The 21,755-nt window shown below is 63.7% G+C and carries 18 protein-coding genes, 1 tRNA gene and 1 pseudogene; 14 read left to right on the top strand and 6 right to left on the bottom strand.

What is annotated here, in order from left to right; genetic code table 11:
- Positions 1 to 2 precede the first annotated feature (2 nt).
- Positions 3 to 1,151: a galactonate dehydratase gene (dgoD, locus tag EOA19_RS04395; protein ID WP_128302808.1), complete on the top strand. Its 1,149-nt coding sequence runs from the start codon at positions 3 to 5 to the stop codon at positions 1,149 to 1,151.
- A gap of 192 nt (positions 1,152 to 1,343) precedes the next feature.
- On the opposite strand, the gene EOA19_RS04390 is transcribed toward dgoD, so the two are convergent.
- Together EOA19_RS04390 and EOA19_RS04385 are read right to left on the bottom strand one after the other, a co-directional pair.
- Positions 1,344 to 1,419, bottom strand: a tRNA-Ala gene (locus tag EOA19_RS04390).
- 172 nt (positions 1,420 to 1,591) lie between these two features.
- Positions 1,592 to 1,981, bottom strand: coding sequence for a TIGR02300 family protein (locus EOA19_RS04385; protein ID WP_023811519.1), 390 nt, complete (start codon positions 1,979 to 1,981; stop codon positions 1,592 to 1,594).
- A gap of 206 nt (positions 1,982 to 2,187) precedes the next feature.
- On the opposite strand from EOA19_RS04385, the gene aroA reads away from it, so the two are divergent.
- The 3 genes from aroA to rpsA all read left to right on the top strand — a co-directional run bounded on the left by aroA (position 2,188) and on the right by rpsA (position 6,357).
- Entirely contained in the window at positions 2,188 to 3,546 is a 1,359-nt protein-coding gene (gene aroA, locus EOA19_RS04380) for a 3-phosphoshikimate 1-carboxyvinyltransferase (protein WP_128302807.1), read from the top strand.
- Between the two features lie 254 nt (positions 3,547 to 3,800).
- Positions 3,801 to 4,451, top strand: coding sequence for a (d)CMP kinase (gene cmk / locus EOA19_RS04370; RefSeq protein WP_128302806.1), 651 nt, complete (start codon positions 3,801 to 3,803; stop codon positions 4,449 to 4,451).
- A gap of 208 nt (positions 4,452 to 4,659) precedes the next feature.
- Positions 4,660 to 6,357: a 30S ribosomal protein S1 gene (gene rpsA / locus EOA19_RS04365; protein ID WP_023811516.1), complete on the top strand. Its 1,698-nt coding sequence runs from the start codon at positions 4,660 to 4,662 to the stop codon at positions 6,355 to 6,357.
- Between the two features lie 112 nt (positions 6,358 to 6,469).
- On the opposite strand, the gene EOA19_RS04360 is transcribed toward rpsA, so the two are convergent.
- The 3 genes from EOA19_RS04360 to EOA19_RS04350 all read right to left on the bottom strand — a co-directional run bounded on the left by EOA19_RS04360 (position 6,470) and on the right by EOA19_RS04350 (position 9,793).
- On the bottom strand, positions 6,470 to 7,177 hold the full coding sequence (locus EOA19_RS04360) for an SDR family NAD(P)-dependent oxidoreductase (RefSeq protein WP_127289800.1): 708 nt from the start codon (positions 7,175 to 7,177) through the stop codon (positions 6,470 to 6,472).
- Between the two features lie 169 nt (positions 7,178 to 7,346).
- The gene (locus EOA19_RS04355) at positions 7,347 to 8,948 is read right to left on the bottom strand and encodes a 5-guanidino-2-oxopentanoate decarboxylase (protein ID WP_128302805.1); all 1,602 of its coding nucleotides are present in this window, start codon (positions 8,946 to 8,948) and stop codon (positions 7,347 to 7,349) included.
- Entirely contained in the window at positions 8,945 to 9,793 is an 849-nt protein-coding gene (locus tag EOA19_RS04350) for an arginine deiminase family protein (RefSeq protein WP_128302804.1), read from the bottom strand. The genes EOA19_RS04355 and EOA19_RS04350 overlap by 4 nt, the downstream gene beginning before the upstream one ends.
- Before the next feature lie 244 nt (positions 9,794 to 10,037).
- On the opposite strand from EOA19_RS04350, the gene EOA19_RS04345 reads away from it, so the two are divergent.
- The 8 genes from EOA19_RS04345 to EOA19_RS04310 all read left to right on the top strand — a co-directional run bounded on the left by EOA19_RS04345 (position 10,038) and on the right by EOA19_RS04310 (position 16,784).
- Positions 10,038 to 10,853: an ABC transporter ATP-binding protein gene (locus EOA19_RS04345; protein ID WP_023811512.1), complete on the top strand. Its 816-nt coding sequence runs from the start codon at positions 10,038 to 10,040 to the stop codon at positions 10,851 to 10,853.
- Positions 10,854 to 10,907: 54 nt separating this feature from the next.
- Positions 10,908 to 11,708, top strand: coding sequence for a transporter substrate-binding domain-containing protein (locus EOA19_RS04340; RefSeq protein WP_023811511.1), 801 nt, complete (start codon positions 10,908 to 10,910; stop codon positions 11,706 to 11,708).
- Positions 11,709 to 11,863: 155 nt separating this feature from the next.
- Positions 11,864 to 12,577, top strand: a complete 714-nt coding sequence (locus EOA19_RS04335) for an ABC transporter permease subunit (protein WP_206638004.1) — start codon at positions 11,864 to 11,866, stop codon at positions 12,575 to 12,577.
- The gene (locus EOA19_RS04330; RefSeq protein WP_027039831.1) at positions 12,577 to 13,386 is read left to right on the top strand and encodes an ABC transporter permease; all 810 of its coding nucleotides are present in this window, start codon (positions 12,577 to 12,579) and stop codon (positions 13,384 to 13,386) included. The genes EOA19_RS04335 and EOA19_RS04330 overlap by 1 nt, the downstream gene beginning before the upstream one ends.
- Positions 13,387 to 13,541: 155 nt before the next feature.
- Entirely contained in the window at positions 13,542 to 14,543 is a 1,002-nt protein-coding gene (locus EOA19_RS04325) for an Ldh family oxidoreductase (protein ID WP_164892839.1), read from the top strand.
- 240 nt (positions 14,544 to 14,783) lie between these two features.
- On the top strand, positions 14,784 to 15,065 hold the full coding sequence (locus EOA19_RS04320) for a hypothetical protein (RefSeq protein WP_023811506.1): 282 nt from the start codon (positions 14,784 to 14,786) through the stop codon (positions 15,063 to 15,065).
- A gap of 195 nt (positions 15,066 to 15,260) precedes the next feature.
- Positions 15,261 to 15,713, top strand: a complete 453-nt coding sequence (locus tag EOA19_RS04315) for a DoxX family protein (protein ID WP_128302801.1) — start codon at positions 15,261 to 15,263, stop codon at positions 15,711 to 15,713.
- 93 nt (positions 15,714 to 15,806) lie between these two features.
- Complete coding sequence (locus EOA19_RS04310; RefSeq protein WP_128302800.1) at positions 15,807 to 16,784, top strand: complex I NDUFA9 subunit family protein; 978 nt, start codon at positions 15,807 to 15,809, stop codon at positions 16,782 to 16,784.
- A 28-nt stretch (positions 16,785 to 16,812) separates the two neighbouring features.
- Here EOA19_RS04310 and EOA19_RS04305 read toward each other — a convergent pair whose 3' ends face one another.
- Positions 16,813 to 18,180: a cytochrome P450 gene (locus EOA19_RS04305; RefSeq protein WP_128302799.1), complete on the bottom strand. Its 1,368-nt coding sequence runs from the start codon at positions 18,178 to 18,180 to the stop codon at positions 16,813 to 16,815.
- 177 nt (positions 18,181 to 18,357) lie between these two features.
- On the opposite strand from EOA19_RS04305, the pseudogene EOA19_RS04300 reads away from it, so the two are divergent.
- Positions 18,358 to 18,926, top strand: a pseudogene (locus EOA19_RS04300) (NADPH-dependent FMN reductase).
- Between the two features lie 91 nt (positions 18,927 to 19,017).
- On the top strand, positions 19,018 to 21,636 hold the full coding sequence (locus EOA19_RS04295) for a caspase family protein (protein WP_128302798.1): 2,619 nt from the start codon (positions 19,018 to 19,020) through the stop codon (positions 21,634 to 21,636).
- Positions 21,637 to 21,755: the final 119 nt, after the last annotated feature.

Below are 21,755 nucleotides of genomic sequence, written 5' to 3'. Positions count from 1 at the left end.
GCATGAAAATCATCTCGCTCACCACCTACATCGTTCCGCCGCGCTGGCTGTTCCTGAAGATCGAGACCGATGCCGGCGTCACCGGCTGGGGCGAGCCGGTCGTCGAGGGCCGGGCTCTGACCGTCGAGGCAGCGGTCAAGGAGCTTGGCGATTACCTCATCGGCAAGGATCCCCGCCTGATCGAGGACCACTGGACGGTGATGCACCGCGGCGGCTTCTACCGTGGCGGGCCGATCCTGATGAGCGCCATTGCGGGGATCGACCAGGCACTGTGGGATATCAAGGGCAAGGCGCTCGGCGTTCCCGTGCATGAGTTGCTCGGTGGCAAGCTGCGCGACACGATCAAGGTCTATTCTTGGATCGGCGGCGACCGGCCGGCCGAAGTGGCCGCTGGTGCCCGGGAAATGGTTGCGCGCGGCTTCCTGGCGCTCAAGATGAACGGCACTGAAGAACTGCAGATCGTCGACAGCCACGACAAGATCGACGCCGCTGTCGAACGCGTCGCCATGGTGCGCGAGGCCGTCGGACCCAACATCGGCATCGCCGTCGATTTTCATGGCCGCGTGCACCGGCCGATGGCGCGTGCCCTGGTCAAGGAACTCGAACCCTATAGGCTGATGTTCATCGAGGAGCCGGTGCTCAGCGAAAACCGCGAGGCGCTGAAGGAGATCGCCGCGCTCGGCTCGACGCCGATCGCGCTCGGCGAGCGGCTCTACAGCCGCTGGGACTTCAAATCCGTGTTCAAGGAAGGCGTCGTCGACATCATCCAGCCTGATCTGTCGCACGCCGGTGGCATCACCGAATGCCGCAAGATCGCGGCGATGGCGGAAGCCTATGACGTCGCGGTGGCGCCGCACTGCCCGCTCGGGCCGATCGCGCTTGCCGCGTGCCTGCAGCTCGACGCGGTCAGCTACAACTGCTTCATCCAGGAGCAGAGCCTCGGCATCCACTACAACGCCGCCAACGACCTGCTCGACTATGCCGCCAACAAGGATGTCTTCCGCTACGAGGATGGTTATGTCGCCATTCCCGACGGCCCGGGCCTGGGTGTCGAGATCGACGAGGAGTATGTCAAGGAACGCGCCAAGGAAGGCCACCGCTGGCGCAACCCTGTCTGGCGCCACAAAGACGGCTCCTTCGCCGAGTGGTGATCGGGCCGGCTTCCAGTCTCTAAGCGCTCCATGAACAGTGAAGACTTTGTCCGGCGAACAGTTGCTCTCGAGAAATGGCTGGTTCGTTCCGTTTGATGGGGGCGCTTTCAGCGGCGTTGCCTGAACTGACCATCAAACGCAGATGACCGCAGTACCACACATTCATCGGCTGCGAATTGCAGAGGGACTGTTTGGTGGAGCCAATCGGGATCGAACCGACGACCTCTTGAATGCCATTCAAGCGCTCTCCCAACTGAGCTATGGCCCCACTTCCGGCAGTCAACCGGCGCCGTTTCCGGCGAAGAGATCCGGCGCGGGTTGGAGACCGCGCCGTTAGTGCAGGCGGCTTCTAACCCCGCCTTTCGTCAATATCAAGCCTTCAAGAGCCGCTTTTTCTTCGCAGGCTACGAAAGCCTGCAAACGCCCGCTTTCAAGGCCGATCAGACCTCGTCGTCGTCGTCGCCGACGCCGATCATGTCGGCAACGTCGTCATCTTCTTCCTCTTCGTCGGCGAGGAAGGTGTCATCCTCGTCGTCGCCGAGGTCGACGTCATCCTCGTCGTCGCCGAGATCCGGCAGGTCGTCGCCCTTGGCGTCCTCGTCGGCCTCTTCAAGCGAGACGACCTCAACGCCCTCTTCTTCCTCGGCGTCCACTTCCTTCTCGGCCACTTCCTCTTCCTCCTCGAGAGCGGCAATCTTGCCTTCCTCGAAATAGGAACGCGGATAGGTCTTGCCGGTGTAGGGCGAGACGATCGGGTCCTTGTTCAGGTCGTAGAATTTTCGGCCCGTCTCCGGGTCGATACGTTTTGTGCCAAGTTCGGTTTTTGCCACGGCAAGCCTCGTCAATAAAAGAGTGGTCCCCTTAACCACAGTTTGCAGCGCTGTCAAAGCGAAAAGCCGGCGTCACAAAACCATACGTTGAAAGGCGTCGCGTCAGTGACGACCATGGGGGATGACCATTTCGGCCCGCCGTGATACGAGACCGCCGCAACAAATGAAAAGCGCCGGCCCGCCGGCATTCCGTCCAGGGAAATTCCATGTCTCACGCCGCCGCGCCCAAGCCGGCCACCGCCCGCCAATCCCCAGCCCTTTCTGGTATCGCGCGCGTGCCGGGCGACAAGTCGATCTCGCACCGCTCCTTCATGTTCGGCGGCCTCGCCTCGGGCGAGACCCGCATCACCGGCCTGCTCGAAGGCGAGGACGTGATGCGCACAGGTGCTGCCATGAAGGCTATGGGCGCACATATCGAGAAGAACGGCGACGAGTGGGTGATCCGCGGCACAGGCAATGGCGCACTGCTGCAGCCGGAAGGCCCGCTCGATTTCGGCAATGCCGGCACCGGCTCGCGGCTCACCATGGGCCTTGTCGGCACTTATGACATGGAGACGACCTTCATCGGCGACGCCTCGCTGTCGGGCCGGCCGATGGGCCGCGTGCTGGAACCCTTGCGCCAGATGGGCGTGCAGGTGTTGAAGGCGACACCGGGTGACCGCATGCCGATCACGCTGCATGGGCCAAAGCATGCCGCGCCGATCACCTATCGTGTGCCGATGGCCTCGGCGCAGGTCAAGTCGGCGGTGCTGCTTGCCGGGCTGAACACGCCGGGCATCACCACCGTCATCGAGCCCGTCATGACGCGCGACCACACCGAAAAGATGCTCAGAGGATTCGGCGCGAACCTGTCGGTCGAAACCGACGAGCGCGGCGTGCGCCACATCTTCATCGAAGGACAGGGCAGACTGACCGGCCAGACCATCGCCGTGCCGGGCGACCCGTCCTCGGCCGGCTTCCCGCTGGTGGCCGCACTGATCGTGCCGGGTTCGGACATCACAATCGAAAACGTGTTGATGAACCCGACCCGCACCGGCCTGCTTTTGACGTTGCAGGAGATGGGCGGCAAGATCGACATCCTGAACCCGCGCAATGCCGGCGGCGAGGATGTCGCCGATCTGCGCGTGCGCTACTCCGAACTGAAGGGCGTCACCGTGCCGCCCGAGCGGGCGCCGTCGATGATCGATGAGTACCCCGTGCTTGCGGTCGCTGCCAGCTTCGCCGAGGGTGAAACGCTGATGCAGGGGCTGGAGGAACTGCGGGTGAAGGAATCCGACCGGCTGTCGGCCGTCGCCAACGGACTGAAGCTCAACGGCGTCGACTGCACCGAGGGCGAGGCTTCGCTTGCGGTGCGCGGCAAACCCGGCGGTAAGGGCCTTGGCGGCCATCCGAACGGTCAGGACACCACCGTGCAAACCCATCTCGACCACCGCATCGCCATGAGTTTTCTCGTGATGGGCCTGGCGACGGAAAAGCCGGTGACCATTGACGACGCCGCCATGATCGCGACCAGCTTTCCGGAGTTCATGGGCCTGATGAAGGCGCTGGGCGCGGAGATCGGCTAGTCGATGGCTTGGGACCAGACTGCAACGCTGGCGGGACAGCACCCCCCTCTGTCCTGCCGGACATCTCCCCCGCAAGGGGAGAGATTGGCGGCTTTGGCGCTCCATTCAATCCTGCAATATTGGCGATTGGCTAAGTCAGCGGTGATGGCTGATCTCCCCCCTTGCGGGGGAGATGTCCGGCAGGACAGAGGGGGGTGTGAAGAATCTCGGCGCCCGTCTTCTTCATCGCACCTGTCAATCGCGGCGGCCCGCCAATGACTCACACCTTCACCATCGCTATCGACGGCCCGGCCGGCGCCGGCAAAGGCACCCTCGCCCGCCGACTCGCCGACCATTACCGGCTGAACCTGCTCGACACCGGCCTCACCTATCGCGCCGTCGCCTATGCGCTGATCCAGCACGCGCTGCCGCTCGACAATGTCTCGGCGGCCGAAACCGCTGCCCGCCAGGTCGATCTGGCGAAGCTCGACCGCGCGGTGCTGTCGGCGCATGCCGTCGGCGAGGCTGCCTCCAAGGTCGCGGTGTACCCGACGGTGCGGCGCATCCTCGTCGAAAAGCAGCGCGACTTCGCCAAGACGCCACCGGGTGCGGTGCTCGATGGGCGCGACATCGGCACCGTCGTGTGCCCCGACGCCGACATCAAACTCTATGTGACAGCGAGCGCGGAGGTGCGGGCACAGCGCCGGCTGTCGGAGATCGAAAGCATCGGCGGCACCGCTGATTTCACCGAGATCCTCGCCGATATCGTGCGCCGCGACGAGCGCGACATGGGTCGAGCGGACTCACCTTTGAAGCCGGCGACCGACGCGCACTTGCTTGATACCAGCGAAATGGCTATAGAAGCCGCGTTTCTCGCAGCCATGGCGATCATCGACGACGTGCTGGCCAAAAGAGACAAGGCCTGATCCGGGTTTTCCCTCGTATTTCCGTTGTCGGAGGCGAAGAAAATACCCATATCGGGCACGAACCAGCCTGCCAGCATTCTTCATGCGCCGGAATTGCCGCTTAAAGAGCGGCCCAGGGTTTTTGTAGCCCGGAACGCCGGCAGGCCAACGCAACGCTAACCCACGGCGCCCGTCCCGCTTCTAGATGCGGGGCACTCCAGGAGAAACAATGTCAGCTGCAAATCCCACTCGCGACGATTTCGCGAGCCTGCTCGAAGAATCTTTTACCGCCGGCCATTCCGGCGAAGGTCAGGTCGTCAAGGGCATCATCACCGCCATTGAAAAAGACATGGCTATCATCGACGTCGGCCTCAAGGTCGAAGGCCGCGTGCCGCTGAAGGAATTCGGCGTCAAGGGCAAGGACACCACCCTCAAGGTCGGTGACACCGTCGAAGTCTATGTCGAGCGCATCGAGAACGCGCTTGGCGAAGCGATGCTTTCACGTGAGAAGGCCCGCCGCGAAGAGAGCTGGGTCCGTCTCGAAGAGAAGTTCACCAAGGGTGAGCGCGTCGAAGGCGTCATCTTCAACCAGGTCAAGGGCGGCTTCACCGTCGACCTCGACGGCGCCGTGGCCTTCCTGCCGCGCAGCCAGGTCGATATCCGCCCGATCCGCGACGTCTCCCCGCTGATGCACAACCCGCAGCCCTTCGAAATCCTCAAGATGGATCGCCGCCGCGGCAACATCGTGGTGTCGCGCCGTACCGTGCTTGAGGAGAGCCGCGCCGAACAGCGTTCGGAAATCGTGCAGAACCTCGAAGAAGGCCAGGTTGTCGAAGGCGTCGTCAAGAACATCACCGATTATGGTGCGTTCGTCGACCTCGGCGGCATCGACGGCCTGCTGCATGTCACCGACATGGCATGGCGCCGCGTCAACCATCCGACCGAAATCCTCAACATCGGTCAGACGGTCAAGGTGCAGATCATCCGCATCAACCAGGAAACCCACCGCATCTCGCTCGGCATGAAGCAGCTCGAGAGCGATCCGTGGTCCGAGATCGGCACCAAGTTCCCGATCGGCAAGAAGATCAAGGGTACCGTCACCAACATCACCGACTACGGCGCGTTCGTCGAGCTGGAGCCGGGCATCGAGGGTCTCATCCACGTTTCGGAAATGTCGTGGACGAAGAAGAACGTGCATCCCGGCAAGATCCTGTCGACGACCCAGGAAGTCGACGTGGTGGTGCTCGAGGTCGATCCGGCCAAGCGCCGCATCTCGCTCGGCCTCAAGCAGACGCTCGAGAATCCGTGGCAGGCTTTCGCCTCGAGCCATCCGGTCGGCAGCCAGGTCGAGGGCGAGGTCAAGAACAAGACCGAGTTCGGCCTGTTCATCGGCCTCGAAGGCGACGTGGACGGCATGGTGCACCTTTCCGACCTCGACTGGACGCGTCCGGGCGAGCAGGTCATCGAAGAGTACAATCGCGGCGACATGGTCAAGGCGCAGGTGCTCGACGTCGACATCGACAAGGAGCGCATCTCGCTCGGCATCAAGCAGCTGGCCAAGGATACGGTCGGCGAAGCGGCGACTTCAGGCGAACTGCGCAAGAACGCGGTCGTCACCTGTGAGGTCATCGGCGTCAAGGATGGCGGTCTGGAAGTGCGGCTGGTCGACAGCGGCATCGAGACCTTCATCAAGCGCTCCGATCTGAGCCGTGACCGCGACGAGCAGCGCCCCGAGCGCTTCACCGTCGGCCAGAAGGTCGACGCCCGCGTCATCGCCTTCGACAAGAAGACCCGCAAGCTGCAGGTCTCGATCAAGGCGCTGGAAATCGCTGAAGAGAAGGAAGCGGTCGCTCAGTACGGCTCGACCGACTCCGGCGCTTCGCTGGGCGACATCCTGGGTGCCGCGCTGAAGAAGCAGGGCAGCTAAGCCCTTCGCATCGCGAAGTCCTTCGCGAAGCGAAGTTCTTCACAGGCGAAAACAAAACCCCGCCGGAGCGATCCGGCGGGGTTTTTCTTTGACCGAGGTAAAGGTTGGAAGGTTACGCCCTGCCGTAAAGCGGCACCAGCGTACCACTCATCGCCTGGTTGGCCGGCGAGGCAAGGTAGGCGATGGCCTCGGCGGCGGCTTCGAGGCTGACCCATCTGGTGACGTCGGCATCCGGCATATCGGCGCGGTTTGCCGGCGTATCGAGTGTCGACGGCGCCACGGCGTTGACCAGGATGCCCTTGTGCTTCAGCTCCTCCGCCATTGCCACCGTCATCGCGGCCACCGCCGCCTTGCTGGCGGCGTAAGCGACCATGCCGGCGCCGCGCCGCGGATCGAGCCCGGCGCGCGCGGTGACGTTGACGATACGGCCTGCGGTATCCGATGCGAGCATAGAGCGAACCGCGGCGCGGCAGCACAGGAAGGCTGTGCGTGCATTGGTGTCCATCATCTCGGCAAAGGACGCCGACTCGATCTTTTCAACAGGTGCCGAGGTGAAGCCGCCGGCCAGATGGATCGAGCCCCAAAGGCCTGGAACCTGACTGTAAAACGCTTCGACCTTGGCAGGGTCCGAGAGATCGACGTTGTGCACCAGCTGGACACGGTCATGCGTGGTAAAGGGGAAATGCGTGGGGGCGGCAGCATGGGCGTTGGGCACATGGCAGATCGCGCCGTCACTCAGCAGTTTGCCGACAACCGCACCGCCGAGCGCACCGGTCCCACCGGTCACGACGATATGCTTGCCTTCAAGTGTTTCCGTCATCTTGGACGCTCCTGTCATTTTTTTATCGTTAGGTCGTTTCTGTGCCGCCGACGCGAAGCGTCGCGCCTTTTGCGCCATCACTCAATTGACATCTCGACATGGCAGTTGTCGCGTCTTTGCATGCGTCCGACACTTCAGCCGTGGCCCGCCAAGACGGGAAACACGCGCTTCAGTCAACTGTGATTTCGATGACGCGCGGCAGTCCGGTGGCCCGGGCGCGCTTCAACGCGTCCGCGAGAGCGTCGATGTTGGCAAGACGTTCGGCGCCGATGCCATAGGCCTCGGCCAGCTTGCAGAAATCCGGCGGCGCCGGTGATACGCCGACCGGCTCGACACCGACATCGAGCATCGAGGTTTCGATCTCGCGGTAGCCTCTGTTGTTCCAGACGACGAAGATGACCGGTACCCGCGCATCGAGCGCGGCGCCCATTTCCGGCAGCGTGAACTGGAAGCCGCCGTCACCCGTGAGGCAAACGACCGGCGCATCGGGTATCGCAAGGGCCGCGCCAATCGCCGCCGGTGGGCCATAGCCAAGCGCGCCGAAACCGGTGGCGGCATTGAACCAGCCGCCTGGCCGGTCATGGTCGTAATAGAGGTTGGCCGCATAGATCGGCTGCGTCGAATCGCCGACGATGAGCGCACCCGGCAAAGCGTCGCGGATCATCTCGACGGCGCGCACCTGCCCCTGCAGTGTCGGATTGAGCTCGGCAAAGGCTGCTTTTCGTGTAGCAGCGGCGCGCGACGAACCGCCCTCGCTTGCCCGGACATGGCCCGTTTCCAGAAGCAGCGCTTCGAGCGCCTCGGCGCAATCGGCCTGGATCGAAACGGTTGCCGGGCGGCGGGCAAGCTGGTCGGCGCCGATATCGATGCGGATCAGATTGGCGGGCAGGACGAAGCCGCCATCGCTGTAGCCGTCATAGTCGGTCGGGCCGAATTCGGTGCCGGCGGCAATGACCAGGTCGGCATCGGCCATCAGCGCCCGTACCGCCTTCAGGCTGGGACTGGCCGGCACGCAAAGCGGATGACCATGCAGCAGGCCGCGCGCATTGGTGGTCTGGACGACCGGCGCTCCCAGCCGCTCGGCCAGACGCCGCAATGGCGCCCCGGCGCGTTTGGCGCCGCCGCCGACCAGGATCAGCGGGCGGCGCGCGGCAGCGATGAGTTTGGCCGCGCTGGCAATTGCGGCACCTTCCGGCGCGGGTGGCGTCACATTGCTCAGCATGGCAGCGATGCCATCCGCCGGCTTGACCATGACGTCGGTCGGGATCTCGATATGCACCGGGCCGGGCCGGGCCAATGAAAACAGGGCGAAGGCCTGCGCCAGAGCAGCGGGCAATTCGCTGGCCTCGGTGACGCGCTTCGAAAACAGCGCCACCTTCTCCATCATGCCGCGCTGATCCGGCAGTTCATGCAGATGGCCGAGGCCCTTGCCCAGCGTCGGCATGGCGTTGACGCCGGATATGACCAGCATCGGCACCGAATCAGCGCGTGCCTGCCCCATGGCGGTGATGGTGTTGGTCAGCCCCGGTCCGGTGATGACGAAGGCGACGCCCGGCCTGCCGCTGGCGCGCGCATAGCCATCGGCCATGAAGCCGGCGCCCTGTTCGTGACGCGGCGTGACGTGGCGGATCTTCGAGCGCGCCAGCCCGCGGTAGAGCTCGACCGTGTGGACGCCCGGAATCCCGAACACCGTGTCGACGCCATGCGCTTCGAGCAGCGAAATCAACGCCTCCCCGACCGTCGTCCCAGTGGTGGCCCCAGTGGCGATCATTGGCGCAGCACCGGGCGCGTCAGGCAGGTCGGACCGCCCTCGCAGGCGATGCAGAGCGCATCCGCATCGAAGGTGGCGACCGTGCAGCCGGCCGCTTCCATGGCGGCCGCCGTCCTGGGAAAGCCGGCAACGGCAATGATCTGGCGCGGCGCGGTCGGCAGCACATTGAGACTGAGCCCGCTGGAGGCGAAGAACTCGTCGGCATCGCCCTCGACCAGCTTGATGCCGCGCGCCCGCAGCATCTGGTAGAAGGCGGCCGGCAGCAAGGGCGCATAGACCAGCGCCAGATCGTCGGCGAGCGGGCTGATCACCGACATCAGATGCAGGCAGGCTTCCTCGCCGTGCCAGAGCGGCAGATCGAAACCGAAGACCGAAATGCCCTTAGGCGAGAGCAGGTTCGAAAGCTGCTGGATGCCGTCCTGGTTGGTGCGTACGCCACGACCGACGGCCAGCGTGGTTGCGTCGACCCAGACACAGTCGCCGCCTTCCACCTGGCCCGGATCGTCGATCCGGCCGAGAATGGGGATCCCCATGCGCTTGTAAGCTGCCTCGTGCAGACCGGGCTCGGCACGGCGCAGCGCCTTGCCCATCGAAAGGATAATCGCGCCATGATCGGTCATCAGCGACGGATCATGGGTGAAGACGGAATCGGCCAGCCCGTCATCGGCGTCCGTCAGCCATTCGATCTCGGCGCCGGAAGCCGCGACCATGCTGGTCAACTGCTCATGCTGGGCCGCCGCCTTCTGCGGATCGAACCCCGGACCATAGTGCCATTCCTGTGCCCTGGCATGACGCATGGCGCTCGTGGCGGACCGCATCAACACGCGTTTCAGGGGTCCGGCCATGGACTGCGACCCGTATGATTTGCCCACTAAATTCTCCCTGAACGTCGGTTGGCGCCACTAACCACTACAGCAAGCTGTGATCAATAGTCCAAAAACCATGGTTGACGGAGGCAAGCGGAACGGTCCATCCTGAGCATGGGAACTCTGTCCAGTGACGGGTAATGGGTAAAAGATACCAGCAGCGACGAGCTCGAACGCTCCGCGGAGCGTGGAAGGAATGACGGCAATAAGCGCCGCATCCGGGATGACAGCGCAAAGCGCCGCACCCGCATTGAAACATACGGCGCAGGACGGCGCCGCCGAAGCCATCCATGTCGAGAACCTGCACAAGAGATTCGGTGAGCTGCATGTGCTGAAGGGCGTCTCGCTGTCGGCGCGCGACGGCGAGGTCATCGCCATCATCGGCGGCTCGGGCTCAGGCAAATCGACCCTGCTGCGCTGCATCAACTGCCTGGAAAACCCCACCAGCGGCATCATCCGCGTCAATGGCGAGGAGATCAAGCTCAAGGCCGACAGCCATGGCCACACGGTCCCGGCCGACCGCAAGCAGATCGAGCGCATCCGCTCCAAGCTCGGCATGGTGTTCCAGAACTTCAACCTGTGGAGCCACATGACGCTGATCGAAAACGTCATCGAGGTTCCCGTACATGTGCTTGGCATCAAGCGCGATGTGGCGATCGGCGAGGCCGAGAAACTGCTCGCCCGCGTCGGTCTGGCCGAAAAGCGCGACGTCTATCCGGCCTATCTGTCGGGCGGCCAGCAGCAGCGCGCGGCGATCGCCCGGGCGCTGGCCATCAATCCGCGCGTCATGCTGTTCGACGAGCCCACCTCCGCACTCGATCCCGAGCTGGTCGGTGAGGTGCTGAAGGTGATCGGCGACCTGGCGCGCGAAGGCCGCACCATGGTGCTGGTCACCCACGAGATGAAGTTCGCCCGCGAGGTCGCGACGCATGTCGTCTATCTCTACAATGGATTGGTCGAGGAAGAAGGCCCGCCGGAGCAGATCTTCGGCGCGCCCAAATCCGAAAGGCTGAAGCAGTTCATCCGCAACATCGGCTAGGACAGGCCGGGACGGAAGAAAACCGGGAACCAACAACAAACTGGGAGTCGTGACATGAAGACTGTTCTGAAAACATTCGCCGCAGCGCTGCTGCTCGGCGTCGCCGCCATGGGCGTGGCCAAGGCCGATCCGGTCAAGATCGGCGTCGCCGCCGAGCCTTATCCGCCCTTCACCTCGCCCGATGCTTCGGGCAAGTGGGTCGGTTGGGAGATCGACTTCATCGATGCCGTCTGCGCCGAGGAGAAGCTCGATTGCGTCATTACCCCGGTCGCCTGGGACGGCATCATCCCGGCACTGACGACCAAGAAGATCGACCTCATCGTCTCCTCGATGTCGATCACCGCCGAACGCGCGAAGACGATCGATTTCTCGGACAAGTACTATAACACGCCGACCGCGATCATCGGCCCCAAGGACCAGAAATTCGGCTCCGCCCCGGACGACCTCAAGGGCAAGATCGTCGGCGTGCAGGTTTCGACGGTGCACGCTGTCTACGCCAAGAAGCACTTTGGCAGCACAGCCTCGGAGATCAAGGAATACCAGACCCAGGACGAGGCCAACAACGATCTGGCCGCCGGCCGCCTCGATGCGGTTCAGGCCGATTCCATCGCGCTTGGCGAGTTCCTGAAATCCGACCAGGGCAAGGCCTGCTGCGACTTGAAGGGGATGGTCGCTCCTGACGACGAAGTGCTCGGACCGGGCGTCGGCGCCGGCGTGCGCAAGGAAGACACCGAACTGAAGGGCAAAATCAACGCCGGCATCAAGGCGATCCGCGCCAACGGCAAATATGACGAGATCTCGAAGAAATACTTCGATTTCGACATTTACGGCGGTGGCGGCGCACAGTCGAACTGACGATCCTCGTATGAGCGGTGGGGCATGGCGCCAGCGCCATGCCCCACCGCTCGATCTTTCCCAGGCATGTTTGCCGCCGACGCAGCCGTCGGCGGTTGGCCAGCACTTCGGGGGCGACGCTGATCGACGCACTTCTTTCGGCCTCCGCGGCCGGCATCACCGAGCTTCTCTCGCCCTACCCGCCAGGCTGGGGCGGGGCTCTTTTGGTTGGGCTGCTCCATTCGATCGAGATCGCGCTGGGCGCCACGTGCCTCGGCCTTCTGATCGGCACCGGCGGCGCCTATGGCAAACTTTATGGCGGGCCGGTGGTGCGCGATCTCCTGGCGGTCTACACCACCATCGTGCGCGCGGTGCCCGAACTGGTGCTGATCCTGCTGCTCTATTACGCCGGAACCGACCTGATCAATCAGGCGCTGACGGCCATGGGCTATCAGCGCGTCGACGTGAGTGGCCTTGCCGCCGGCATCGCCGTGCTCGGCTTTGTCCAGGGCGCCTATTCGACAGAGGTGATACGCGGCGCGATCCTGGCCATTCCGCAGGGCCAGATCGAGGCCGCCCGCGCCTATGGAATGTCTCCGGGCCTGATGTTGCGGCGCATCACCTTGCCGTCAATGCTGCCCTTCGCCATACCGGGCCTCGCCAATCTCTGGCTGATCGCCACCAAGGACACCGCGCTGCTGGCGGTCGTCGGTTTCTACGAACTGGCGCTGGCGACGCGGCAGGCGGCGGGCGTCACCAAAGCCTATTTCACCTTCTTTTTCGCGGCGGGCGTGCTCTATCTGCTGCTGTCGCTGGTCTCCAATCTCATCATCGGCCGGGTCGAGGCATGGTCGCGGCGCGGCATGCCTTCGCTCAAGGAGGCGCGCTGATGGCCAACGAGGCCGCCATCATCAATGTCGTCGCGCGAACGTCGCTGTGGCTGCAGCCGCACCGCATCGTGCTGATCCTGATCGCACTCGGCCTGGTTCTGTCGGCCGCCTTTTTCATGCGCTGGGACTGGCTGCCGCAATATTATGAAATGGGCTTGATCGGCATCTGGCGGTCGCTGTGGATCCTGGCCGTCACCTGCGTCCTGGGCTTCCTGCTGGCCGTGCCGCTAGGGCTGGCGCAAGCCGCCGGCTCATTCTGGTTCGCCGCGCCCGCCAAGGTGTTCTGCACGGTGATCCGGGGCACGCCGCTGCTGATCCAGCTATGGCTGCTTTATTACGGCCTGGGCTCGCTGTTCCCGCAATATCCTTGGATCCGCGAATCCTGGATGTGGCCATATCTGCGGCAAGCCTGGCCCTATGGCGTGCTGGCGTTGACCCTGTCGTTCGCCGGCTATGAGGGCGAGGTGATGCGCGGCGCCTTTGCGGGCGTGCCGAAGGGGCAACTCGAAGCCGCCCGCGCGTTCGGCATGAGCCGCTGGAAGGCGTTCCGGCGCATCTGGCTGCCGCAAGCCATCTATCGGGCGTTGCCGACGCTGACCGGGGAGACCGTGCTGCAGTTGAAATCGACGCCGCTGGTGGCGACGATCAGCGTCATCGACATCTTCGCCGTTTCGTCCAAGGTGCGGCAGGACACCTATCTCACCTATGAACCCCTGCTGCTGCTGGCGCTGATCTACATGACGATCACCGGTATTCTGGTCTTCGCCTTCAGCAGGATAGAGGCCAGGATTCCCAACAAGATCGGTTAGAGGGGAGTAGGGGAGTAGGGGAGTAGGGGAGTAGGGGAGTATCAGGTTACTATCCACATTCACATTTCCATCCCCATTCGCTATTCACTGCCCACTGTCCCCTACTCCCGTACTCCCGTACTCCCCTATTCCCTTACTCCCCTAGGACGGCCATGATGCAACTCAGTCTCGACCAGGCAAAAGGACTGTGCCGGATGGCGGCACTTGGCGCCGGCGCCAATGAGGAAGCGGCACAATCGCTCGCTGCTTCGATCATATCAGCCGAGGCCGAAGGGCTTTCCTCGGTCGGTCTGTCGCATTTCATCGACTACCTTGAGGCGCTGGAAGCCGGACGCATCGACGGCAATGCCGATCCGGTGATCACCCGGCCGGCGCTTGCGGTCTATCTCTCCGATGCACGCGGCGGGCTGGCGCATACCGGCTTCGACCGCACCATCGACGACCTCGCCAAGGCGGCAAAGCTGTTCGGTGTCGCCATCTTCTCGCAGAAGAACGCCTATACATGCGGCGCGCTCGGCTATTTCACCGGAAGGCTGGCAGCACTTGGACTGGTGTCGTTCGCCGCCACCAACGGCCCGGCCGTGCTTGCCGGCTCGGGCTCGGTCAAGCCGGTCTATTGCACCAACCCGATGTCGTTTGCCGCACCCGCCGCCGACGGCGCGCCGCTGGTCATCGACCAGTCGTCAAGCGCCACCGCCTTCGTCAACATCCGCAAAGCGGCCGAAGAGGGCAAGACAATCCCGGAAGGCTGGGCGCTGGACGCCAGCGGCAACCCGACCACCGATCCGGCCGCCGCCATGAAGGGCGCCATGCTTGCCTTCGGCGGCCAGCGCGGTGCCAACATCGCGTTGATGGTCGAAGTGCTGGCAGCCGGCCTGTCAGGCGCCAACTGGTCGCTCGACGCGCCATGGTTCAGCGGCGGGCCGGACAGTCCCGGCACCGGCCTGTTCGTGCTTGCCGTCGAGCCCAAGCTGCTCGATCCGGATTTCGAGCAGCGAATGAAGGACCAACTCGACCGGCTGCGGCGGCGCTTCGGCGTGCACGTGCCGGGCCGCGCCCGTGCAGAGGCGGCAGAGAAGGCGCAAGCGCGGGGCATCACCGCATCCAAGGCGGTGGTGCAGCGCATTTCCGAATTCGCCGCACGCTACTCTTCCTGAATAATAATTAAATATCAATTGGTTATCTGAAATCAGCCCGCCCCAGGCGCGGTGCGGTGCGATTTTCTTTGCGCGCCGCTGAACCTTTCCGCGCCTTGCTGCGACACAGCTTTGTCCAGGGCAAGGCGAGCTTGCCCGATCCACACCGGGGGAAGCAGCAAACCGAAATCGAAAGCCTGCATCACGCGATGGCCGGTCCTTCGCGCCTCGGAAACTCAACCCAAATCAAAGGAAATTGTCATGACCAACACCAAGATCACCATGCTGACCGCCGTCCTTCTGCTCGGCTCGTTCATGGGTGCCACACAGGCAGCCACCTTGAAGGCCGCGCCGGCCAAGCCGTCCAGCCCGGGTGTCATCACTGCCCCGAGCGGCGGGGCCACCGAAGATCACTACTGCAAGAACGGCCATGCAAAATTCGCCAATTGCAGCGCCGATTTCGTCGCCGCCTGCAAGAAGGTTGGTGGCACCATGTCGGATGTTCAGGGCTGGGGTGGGCGTACTTGCTTCACGCCCTCCTGATACCGTCTCAGGTCAGGCCGCTCCGTCGGCCCCTGACTTCACATGGACGTCGCCCGGAAAACCCCGCTTCTGCGGGGTTTTCTGCGTTTGGCCGCGCAATGTTAAAACATTCGTAGTTTGGTCAACTATTGTTTATTTGACTTCGTCCGACCTGATCGGCCGTTTGCGCTGATCAAGCAAAACAGAGGAGCTACAATGTCGACAAGCACGGACAATCCCCGCAACGCCCTTATCATTCCGGCCCTTGGCAGGGTTTACGCCGCTCTGCACGATGGTGCCGAAACGGTTCTTCGCGTCGTCGCCGGTGGGTTTCTAGCCATCCACGGTTCGCAGAAGATCACCAATCCTTTCGGCGCCGCCGAGATGGTCGAGGGTCTCGGCTTTTATCCGGGTGCGTTGTGGTCCTTGCTTTTGGCCTGCACTGAATTCTTCGGCGGCATCTTCATCGCCATCGGGTTTTTGACGCGGCCGGCCGCCTTTGCCGGCCTGTTCGTGCTGCTGGTCACGGTCTGGTTCCACTGGGTTACGATGGACCAGGGTTATTCGGGCGCGGAGAAGTCGCTGCTGTGGGCGGCGATCCTGCTCTTCTTCGTCATTCGCGGCGGCAACCGCCATTCGGTCGACGCCCGTATCGGCAAAGCGTTCTGACAGGCTGATAGCGACGACGCGTCGCCCTTTGCCTTTGGCACGAAACGGATTATGAAACGGCTTCAGCCAAGCTTGCGAGCGCCGGAGCCAGCCATGACCGAAATCCTGCAGACCCCAAAGCTCGTCGTCGTCTTTGGCGGGTCAGGCTTTGTCGGCCGCCATGTCGTGCGTGCGCTGGCCAAGCGCGGCTATCGCATCCGGGTCGCCTGCCGGCGGCCCGATCTTGCCGGCCATTTGCAGCCGCTTGGCAATGTCGGCCAGATCCAGCCGGTCCAGGCCAATGTGCGCGTGCGTTGGTCGGTAGACCGCGCCGTGCAAGGCGCCGACCATGTCGTCAATCTGGTCGCCATCCTGCATGAGAGCGGCCGGCAGAAATTCTCCGCCGTGCACGAATTCGGCGCCCGCGCAGTGGCCGAGGCCGCGCGCTCGGTCGGCGCCGGCCTGACCCACATTTCTGCGCTTGGCGCCGATCTGGACTCCGAATCGGACTACGCGCGCACCAAGGCGCTTGGCGAAAAGGCTGTGCTGGAGACGATCAAGGACGCCGTGATCTTCCGGCCGTCGATCAATTTCGGACCCGAAGACGGCTTCTTCAATCGCTTCGCCAACATGGCGCGCTATTCGCCGGTGCTGCCGCTGATCGGCGGCGGCCAGACCAAGTTCCAGCCGGTCTATGTCGGCGACGTTGCCGAAGCGGTGGCGCGCTCGGTCGACGGCAAGGTGGATGGCGGCCATATCTATGAACTCGGCGGGCCGAAGGTGCTCACCTTCAAGGAATGCATGGAAGAGCTGCTCGAGGTGATCGAGCGCAAGCGCCTGCTGGTGCCGGTGCCGTGGTGGGTGGCCAACATCCAGGCCTCGATCCTCGGCCTCTTGCCCAATCCGCTGCTGACCAAGGACCAGGTGATGCAGCTGCGCGAACACAACATCGTTTCGGACGCGGCCGCCAAGGGCAACCGGACGCTTGCGGGGCTCGGCATCCAGCCGCAATCGATCGCGACGATCCTGCCCAGCTATCTCTGGCGCTACCGCGCCGCCGGCCAGTTCCAGCAGCGCAAGCCTGCAGCATAGTCGTTACAGCTACCTGAAGGGGTCACGCCTATCTTGGCGTCACCCGCATCGGCAGACCGCCTTGTGGCTGCGTGGTGAGTTTCTGCACCGGCCAAGGCTTGGTTTCGGCGGTGGTGTCGAAGCGGAAGCGCGACAGCATGATCGCCAGCGCGATGATCGCCTCCTGCATGGCGAAGCTGGCGCCGATGCAGACGCGAGGACCGGCGCCAAACGGCAGATACTGGAAGCGGTCGATCTTTTCGCGATTTCCCGGGTGGAAGCGCTCCGGCAGGAAGGCATCCGGCCGGTCCCAAAGCTTCCTGTGGCGATGCACGACCCATGGCATCACCAGCACGGCGGCATGCTTGGGGATATGAAGATCCTTCCACATTTCCGGTTCGATCGGCTCGCGGTTGATCGACGGCGCCGGCGGATAGAGCCGGAGCGCCTCGTCGAAGGCGGCGCGGGTGAACGGCATGGCATCGAGCCATTTCGTCGGATCGGGCTCGCGCGCCAGCACCTGGTCAATCTCCTGCTCGACCCGGTTGCGCTCCCACGGTGATTCCGCCAGGCAATACAGCGTCCAGCCCAAAGCCCGCGCGGTCGTCTCATGGCCGGCGCCGATGAAGGTGATGATGTTGTCCTCGACCTCGGCCCGCGTCAGTCCGTCGGGGCCCTCGGCCTTGAGCAACAGCGTCAGGAAATCCTGCGGCACGGCACCTGGATCGCGCTTGAATTTCCCTTCGCGCATCTTGACCGTGTCGGTGACGATCTTGCGGAAATAGGCCATGGTCTTGCGGCCACGGATGCGGGTCAGCCTCGGCAGCCAGTCGGGCGCGCGCAACAGATCGAGCGGGTCGATGCGTCCCATGGTCTCGAACAGGCGGTCGATCTCGTTGGCGAAACTGCCGGGCTCGCCAGCGATCTCGCCGGAAAACAGCGTCTCGGCCAGGATGTCGTAAGTGAGCAGCGTCATGTCATGAGCGATGTCGGACGTGCCGCCGTCTTCATAGCGGGTGACGAAGTCCAGCGTGCGTCTCAGCATCGGCTGGGCGAAGCCGAAGATGTGGCGCGGCGTGAACACCGGCGCCATCGCCTTGCGCGACCGCTTCCAGACCTCGCCCTCGGCGGTCAGCAGGCCGTCGCGCAGGATCGGCCGCAGGATCTTCTGGCGCACCGTCGCCATCTTGTAGTTCCTGGCGTTGTCGACCAGCACATGGCGGATCAGGCCGGGATCGTTGGCGACGATCAGATGTCCGCCAACGCCATTGGCCGAAATCCAAGGCTCGTTGTAGGTGTGTTCACCCCACAATTCGAGCGGGTTGCGGTAGACGATGCGGATCATCTCCAGCGTCGAGGGCGGCGTCGTGCGCGGCTTCGGCGCCGGGGGAATGAAGGGGGCGGGCTGGAGGTCCATGCTGTGCTCCGCTGATGACCCAATGTAGTGGGCCGCAAAGCAGGCGTCCATGTGACCGTACGGCAAGGCCCTGCTCTCCGGAACGTGACCGGTTACCGTGAGGTGCCTTCTTGTTGCCCCGAGCGGCATGCCCTAGGTGGCAGTCACCAATGGATACCGCTATCGCAGGAGCCCAGCTTGAAGCACCAGTTGAACATCATCATCGGCAGCACGCGGCCAGGCCGCGCAGGGCCGGTTTTTGCCAAGTGGCTGGAGACGTTCGCGCGCGAGCATGGAAAATTCGAGCCGGTACTGACCGACATCGACACTTCAAGCTTCCGGTGCTGGACGAACCGCACCATCCAAGACTCGGCAATTACCAGAACGACCATACCAAGGCCTGGTCGAAAGCGATCGATGCCGCCGATGCCTTCGTCTTCGTGGCGCCGGAATACAATTATTTCGTGGCGCCGGCGATCGTCAACGCGATCGATTATCTCTCGCGTGAATGGAAGTACAAGCCTGCCGCCATTTTCAGCTATGGCGGCGTCTCCGGCGGCCTACGCGCGGCGCAAGCGCTGAAGCCGCTGCTGACCTCGGTGGGTGTCATGCCGATCTCGGAAGGCGTCGCCCTGCCGATGTATCAGAAACTGCTCGACGAGAACGGCGCTTTCAACGCCGGCGAACAGGTGCAGGGCGGAGCCAAAACCATGCTCGACGAGCTGTTGCGCTGGAGCGAGGCTTTGAAGCCTATGCGGGCTGCCTGAAAACGCTGGTCTTCCGCAAAAAGCCCGGCTTGCTCATGGCATAAAGAGGTGGAATGTTTGCGCAAATGGACAAGCCGGGGGGCGGTTCGACTTGCGTTTGCTTTTTGCCTTGCTGCTGATGCTCATGACCACCGCCAATGCGGTGGCCGAGCGGCGCGTGGCCTTGATCATCGCCGACGACGACTACCGCCTGATCCGGCCGCTTGCCAATCCGGTCCATGACGGCGAGGCGATGGCAGCGGCGCTGAAGAAGCTCGGCTTCGAGGTCGTCCTCGAAACCAATCGCGACCTCAGGCGCATGCGCCGCGCGCTCGACGATTTTCGCCAGGATGCCAAAGGCGCCGACGTGGCGCTGGTCTATTTCTCCGGCCACGGTGTCGAAATCTCGGGCGACAACCGGCTGCTGCCGGTCGATGCCGACGCCTCCTCGCTTGATGCGCTGGAGAAGACCAGCCTGCCGCTAGAGGAGGTGCGCGACAGCGTGGCCGCCACTGCCAAGGTCGGCCTGATCATGCTCGACGCCTGCCGGAGCGATCCGTTTTCGGGCACGGTGGGTGACGGGCGCGGCGCGACGTCGCTGGTCAAGGATGTCGTGGAAAATGTCCGGCCGGGGCTTGGTCGGACTGGCCGCGCCGAAAACATCCTGTTCGCTTTCTCGGCAGCACCCGGCGAGACGGCGGCCGACGGAACCGGCCAGAACTCGCCATTCACCACGGCGCTGACCAAATATCTCGGCACCAGCGGGCTCGAAATCCGCTCGGTGCTGACGCTGGTGCAGCAGGAGGTCTACGATTTGTCGCGGGGCAAACAGCTGCCTTACGTCGAGAGCGGCCTGCCGAAGCTGTTCTTTGCCGCGGCCGCCAAGGAACAATTGCCGGAGCGCGAGCGCCTGCTGCTTGCCATGGCCGACGTAACGCCGGAAATGCGCGGTGAGGTCGAGCAGGTTGCCAGCGATGCCGACATGCCGCTGGCGCCTCTCTACGGCGTGCTGATCAGTTCCGACGCCAGCCACCTTTCGGCGGACAGCCTGAATGCCCGGTTGCGCGAGGCGGCGGACGCCTTCGTCAAGGTGCGCGGCGAAATGAGGACGCTGGCCTCCGATGATCCGCAGGTGACGGAGCTGCGCCGGCAGGCCGAGGAGCAGCTTTCGCTCGGCGCCTTCGATGGGGCTCGCGCCATCCTCGCAAAGGCCGCCGACATCGACAATGTTTCGCGCAACGCCTTGAAGGCCAATTTCGTCGGCCGCACGCTGTCCGAGGCGGCGACGCGTTTCCTGTCCGGCGGTGCGGCGCGCGCCGACCTCGACTACGCCACGGCCATCAACGATTATGAATCGGTCCTGGCTCTTTACCGCGAGGCCGGGCAGACCGATCTGACCCTGGACCAGGCCGACCGCCAGATCCGCACGCTGGACGAACTCGGCAAGCTCTACACCCTTGTCGGCAACACCGACGCGGCAGGCCGCGCCTTTGCAGCGCTGGTATCCAATCTCGAGCTGCGTTCGGCCCTGGAAACCGACACGAGCGTCAAGCGCGATTTTGCCGTCAGCCACATCAAGCTCGGCAACGTCAAGCTGGCGCAAGGGGACCTGCCGGAAGCGCTGGAAAACTATCAGACCGCCAGAACCATGCTGCGGGATTTGACCAAGGCCGAGCCTGATCGCCTGCCATGGTTCGGGGACTTCGCCATGGCCGACGACAAGATCGGCAACGTGCTGGTGACGCAAGGCGATCTGGCCGGCGCCGCGCAAGTCTACCAGGAAAGCCTGTCGATCAAGAAGCAGCTTGCCGATAACGAACCGGAGCGCGCCGAGCTGCAGCGCGACCTGACCATCACCTATGACGAGATCGGCGGCCTTGCCCGGGTCATGGGGCGACTTGACAACGCCCAGATGGCCTACGAGGAGAGCCTGAAGGTCCGATTGGCGCTGGCCGAGAAGAAGCCGCGGGACGCCGAGCGGCAACGCGATGTCTCCGTCAGCCATGATACGATCGGCGACCTCAAGCGCGAGCGCGGCGATGCGGCGGGCGCACTCGCGTCCTATAAAGCGGGCCATGCGATCGTCGAACAATTGGTGGGCCGCGACCCCGACAACAGTGAGCTGAAGCGCGACCTGTCGGTCGGCAACGCAAAGATCGGCAATGCGCTGAGCGATCAAGAGGACTGGCCGGCAGCCCTCGCCGCCTACAGGCAAGCCCTCTCGATAGCCCGCATGCTGGCGGCCAGTGACCCTGCCAACGCCGACTGGCAACGCGACCTCTCGGTCAGCTTGGAAAAAGTAGCGGGCATTCTGGCGATTCAGGGCGACCGCGCCGGAGCACTCAAGGCCTATACAGACAGTTTCGCTATCGCCGACCGACTGGCCAAGCTCGACCCTGCCAATGCCGACTGGCAACGCGACCTGTCGATCACGCTGTCCGAGATCGGCATGCTCAAGGCCAAGCAGCGCGACGTCAAAGGCGCGCGGCAGGCTTTCCAGGACAGTCTCGACATCCGCCAGCAGCTCGCCCGGTCCGACCCAAACAACGCCACCTGGCAGCGCGACCTGGTGGTGGCCATGATCGACTACGCTCAGGTCGCCAAGAACCCCAAGACGGTGCTTTCCCAGGCGCTCGACATGACGCTGGAGCTCGACCGCAGCGGGCGGCTGGCGCCGCGATATAAGTTCATGATCAAGTTTCTCAAGGACCGGCTGGCCAAAGTGAAATAGGGCCTGACGGGAGGCTGTCATGGACAGCCGGCTCATTCCCCGTGAAATGCCTGCAAACCTTGGAAAAACCGCCTTTTGCGCCTATATCTAGTGCATATCAGAGGCGCGATTCGGAGCGG

This window comes from Mesorhizobium sp. M7A.F.Ca.US.010.02.1.1, from assembly GCF_004023085.1.
Taxonomy (GTDB): domain Bacteria; phylum Pseudomonadota; class Alphaproteobacteria; order Rhizobiales; family Rhizobiaceae; genus Mesorhizobium.
Note: the sequence above shows the minus strand (reverse complement) of the source record. Positions and strands in the feature narration are given on the sequence as shown.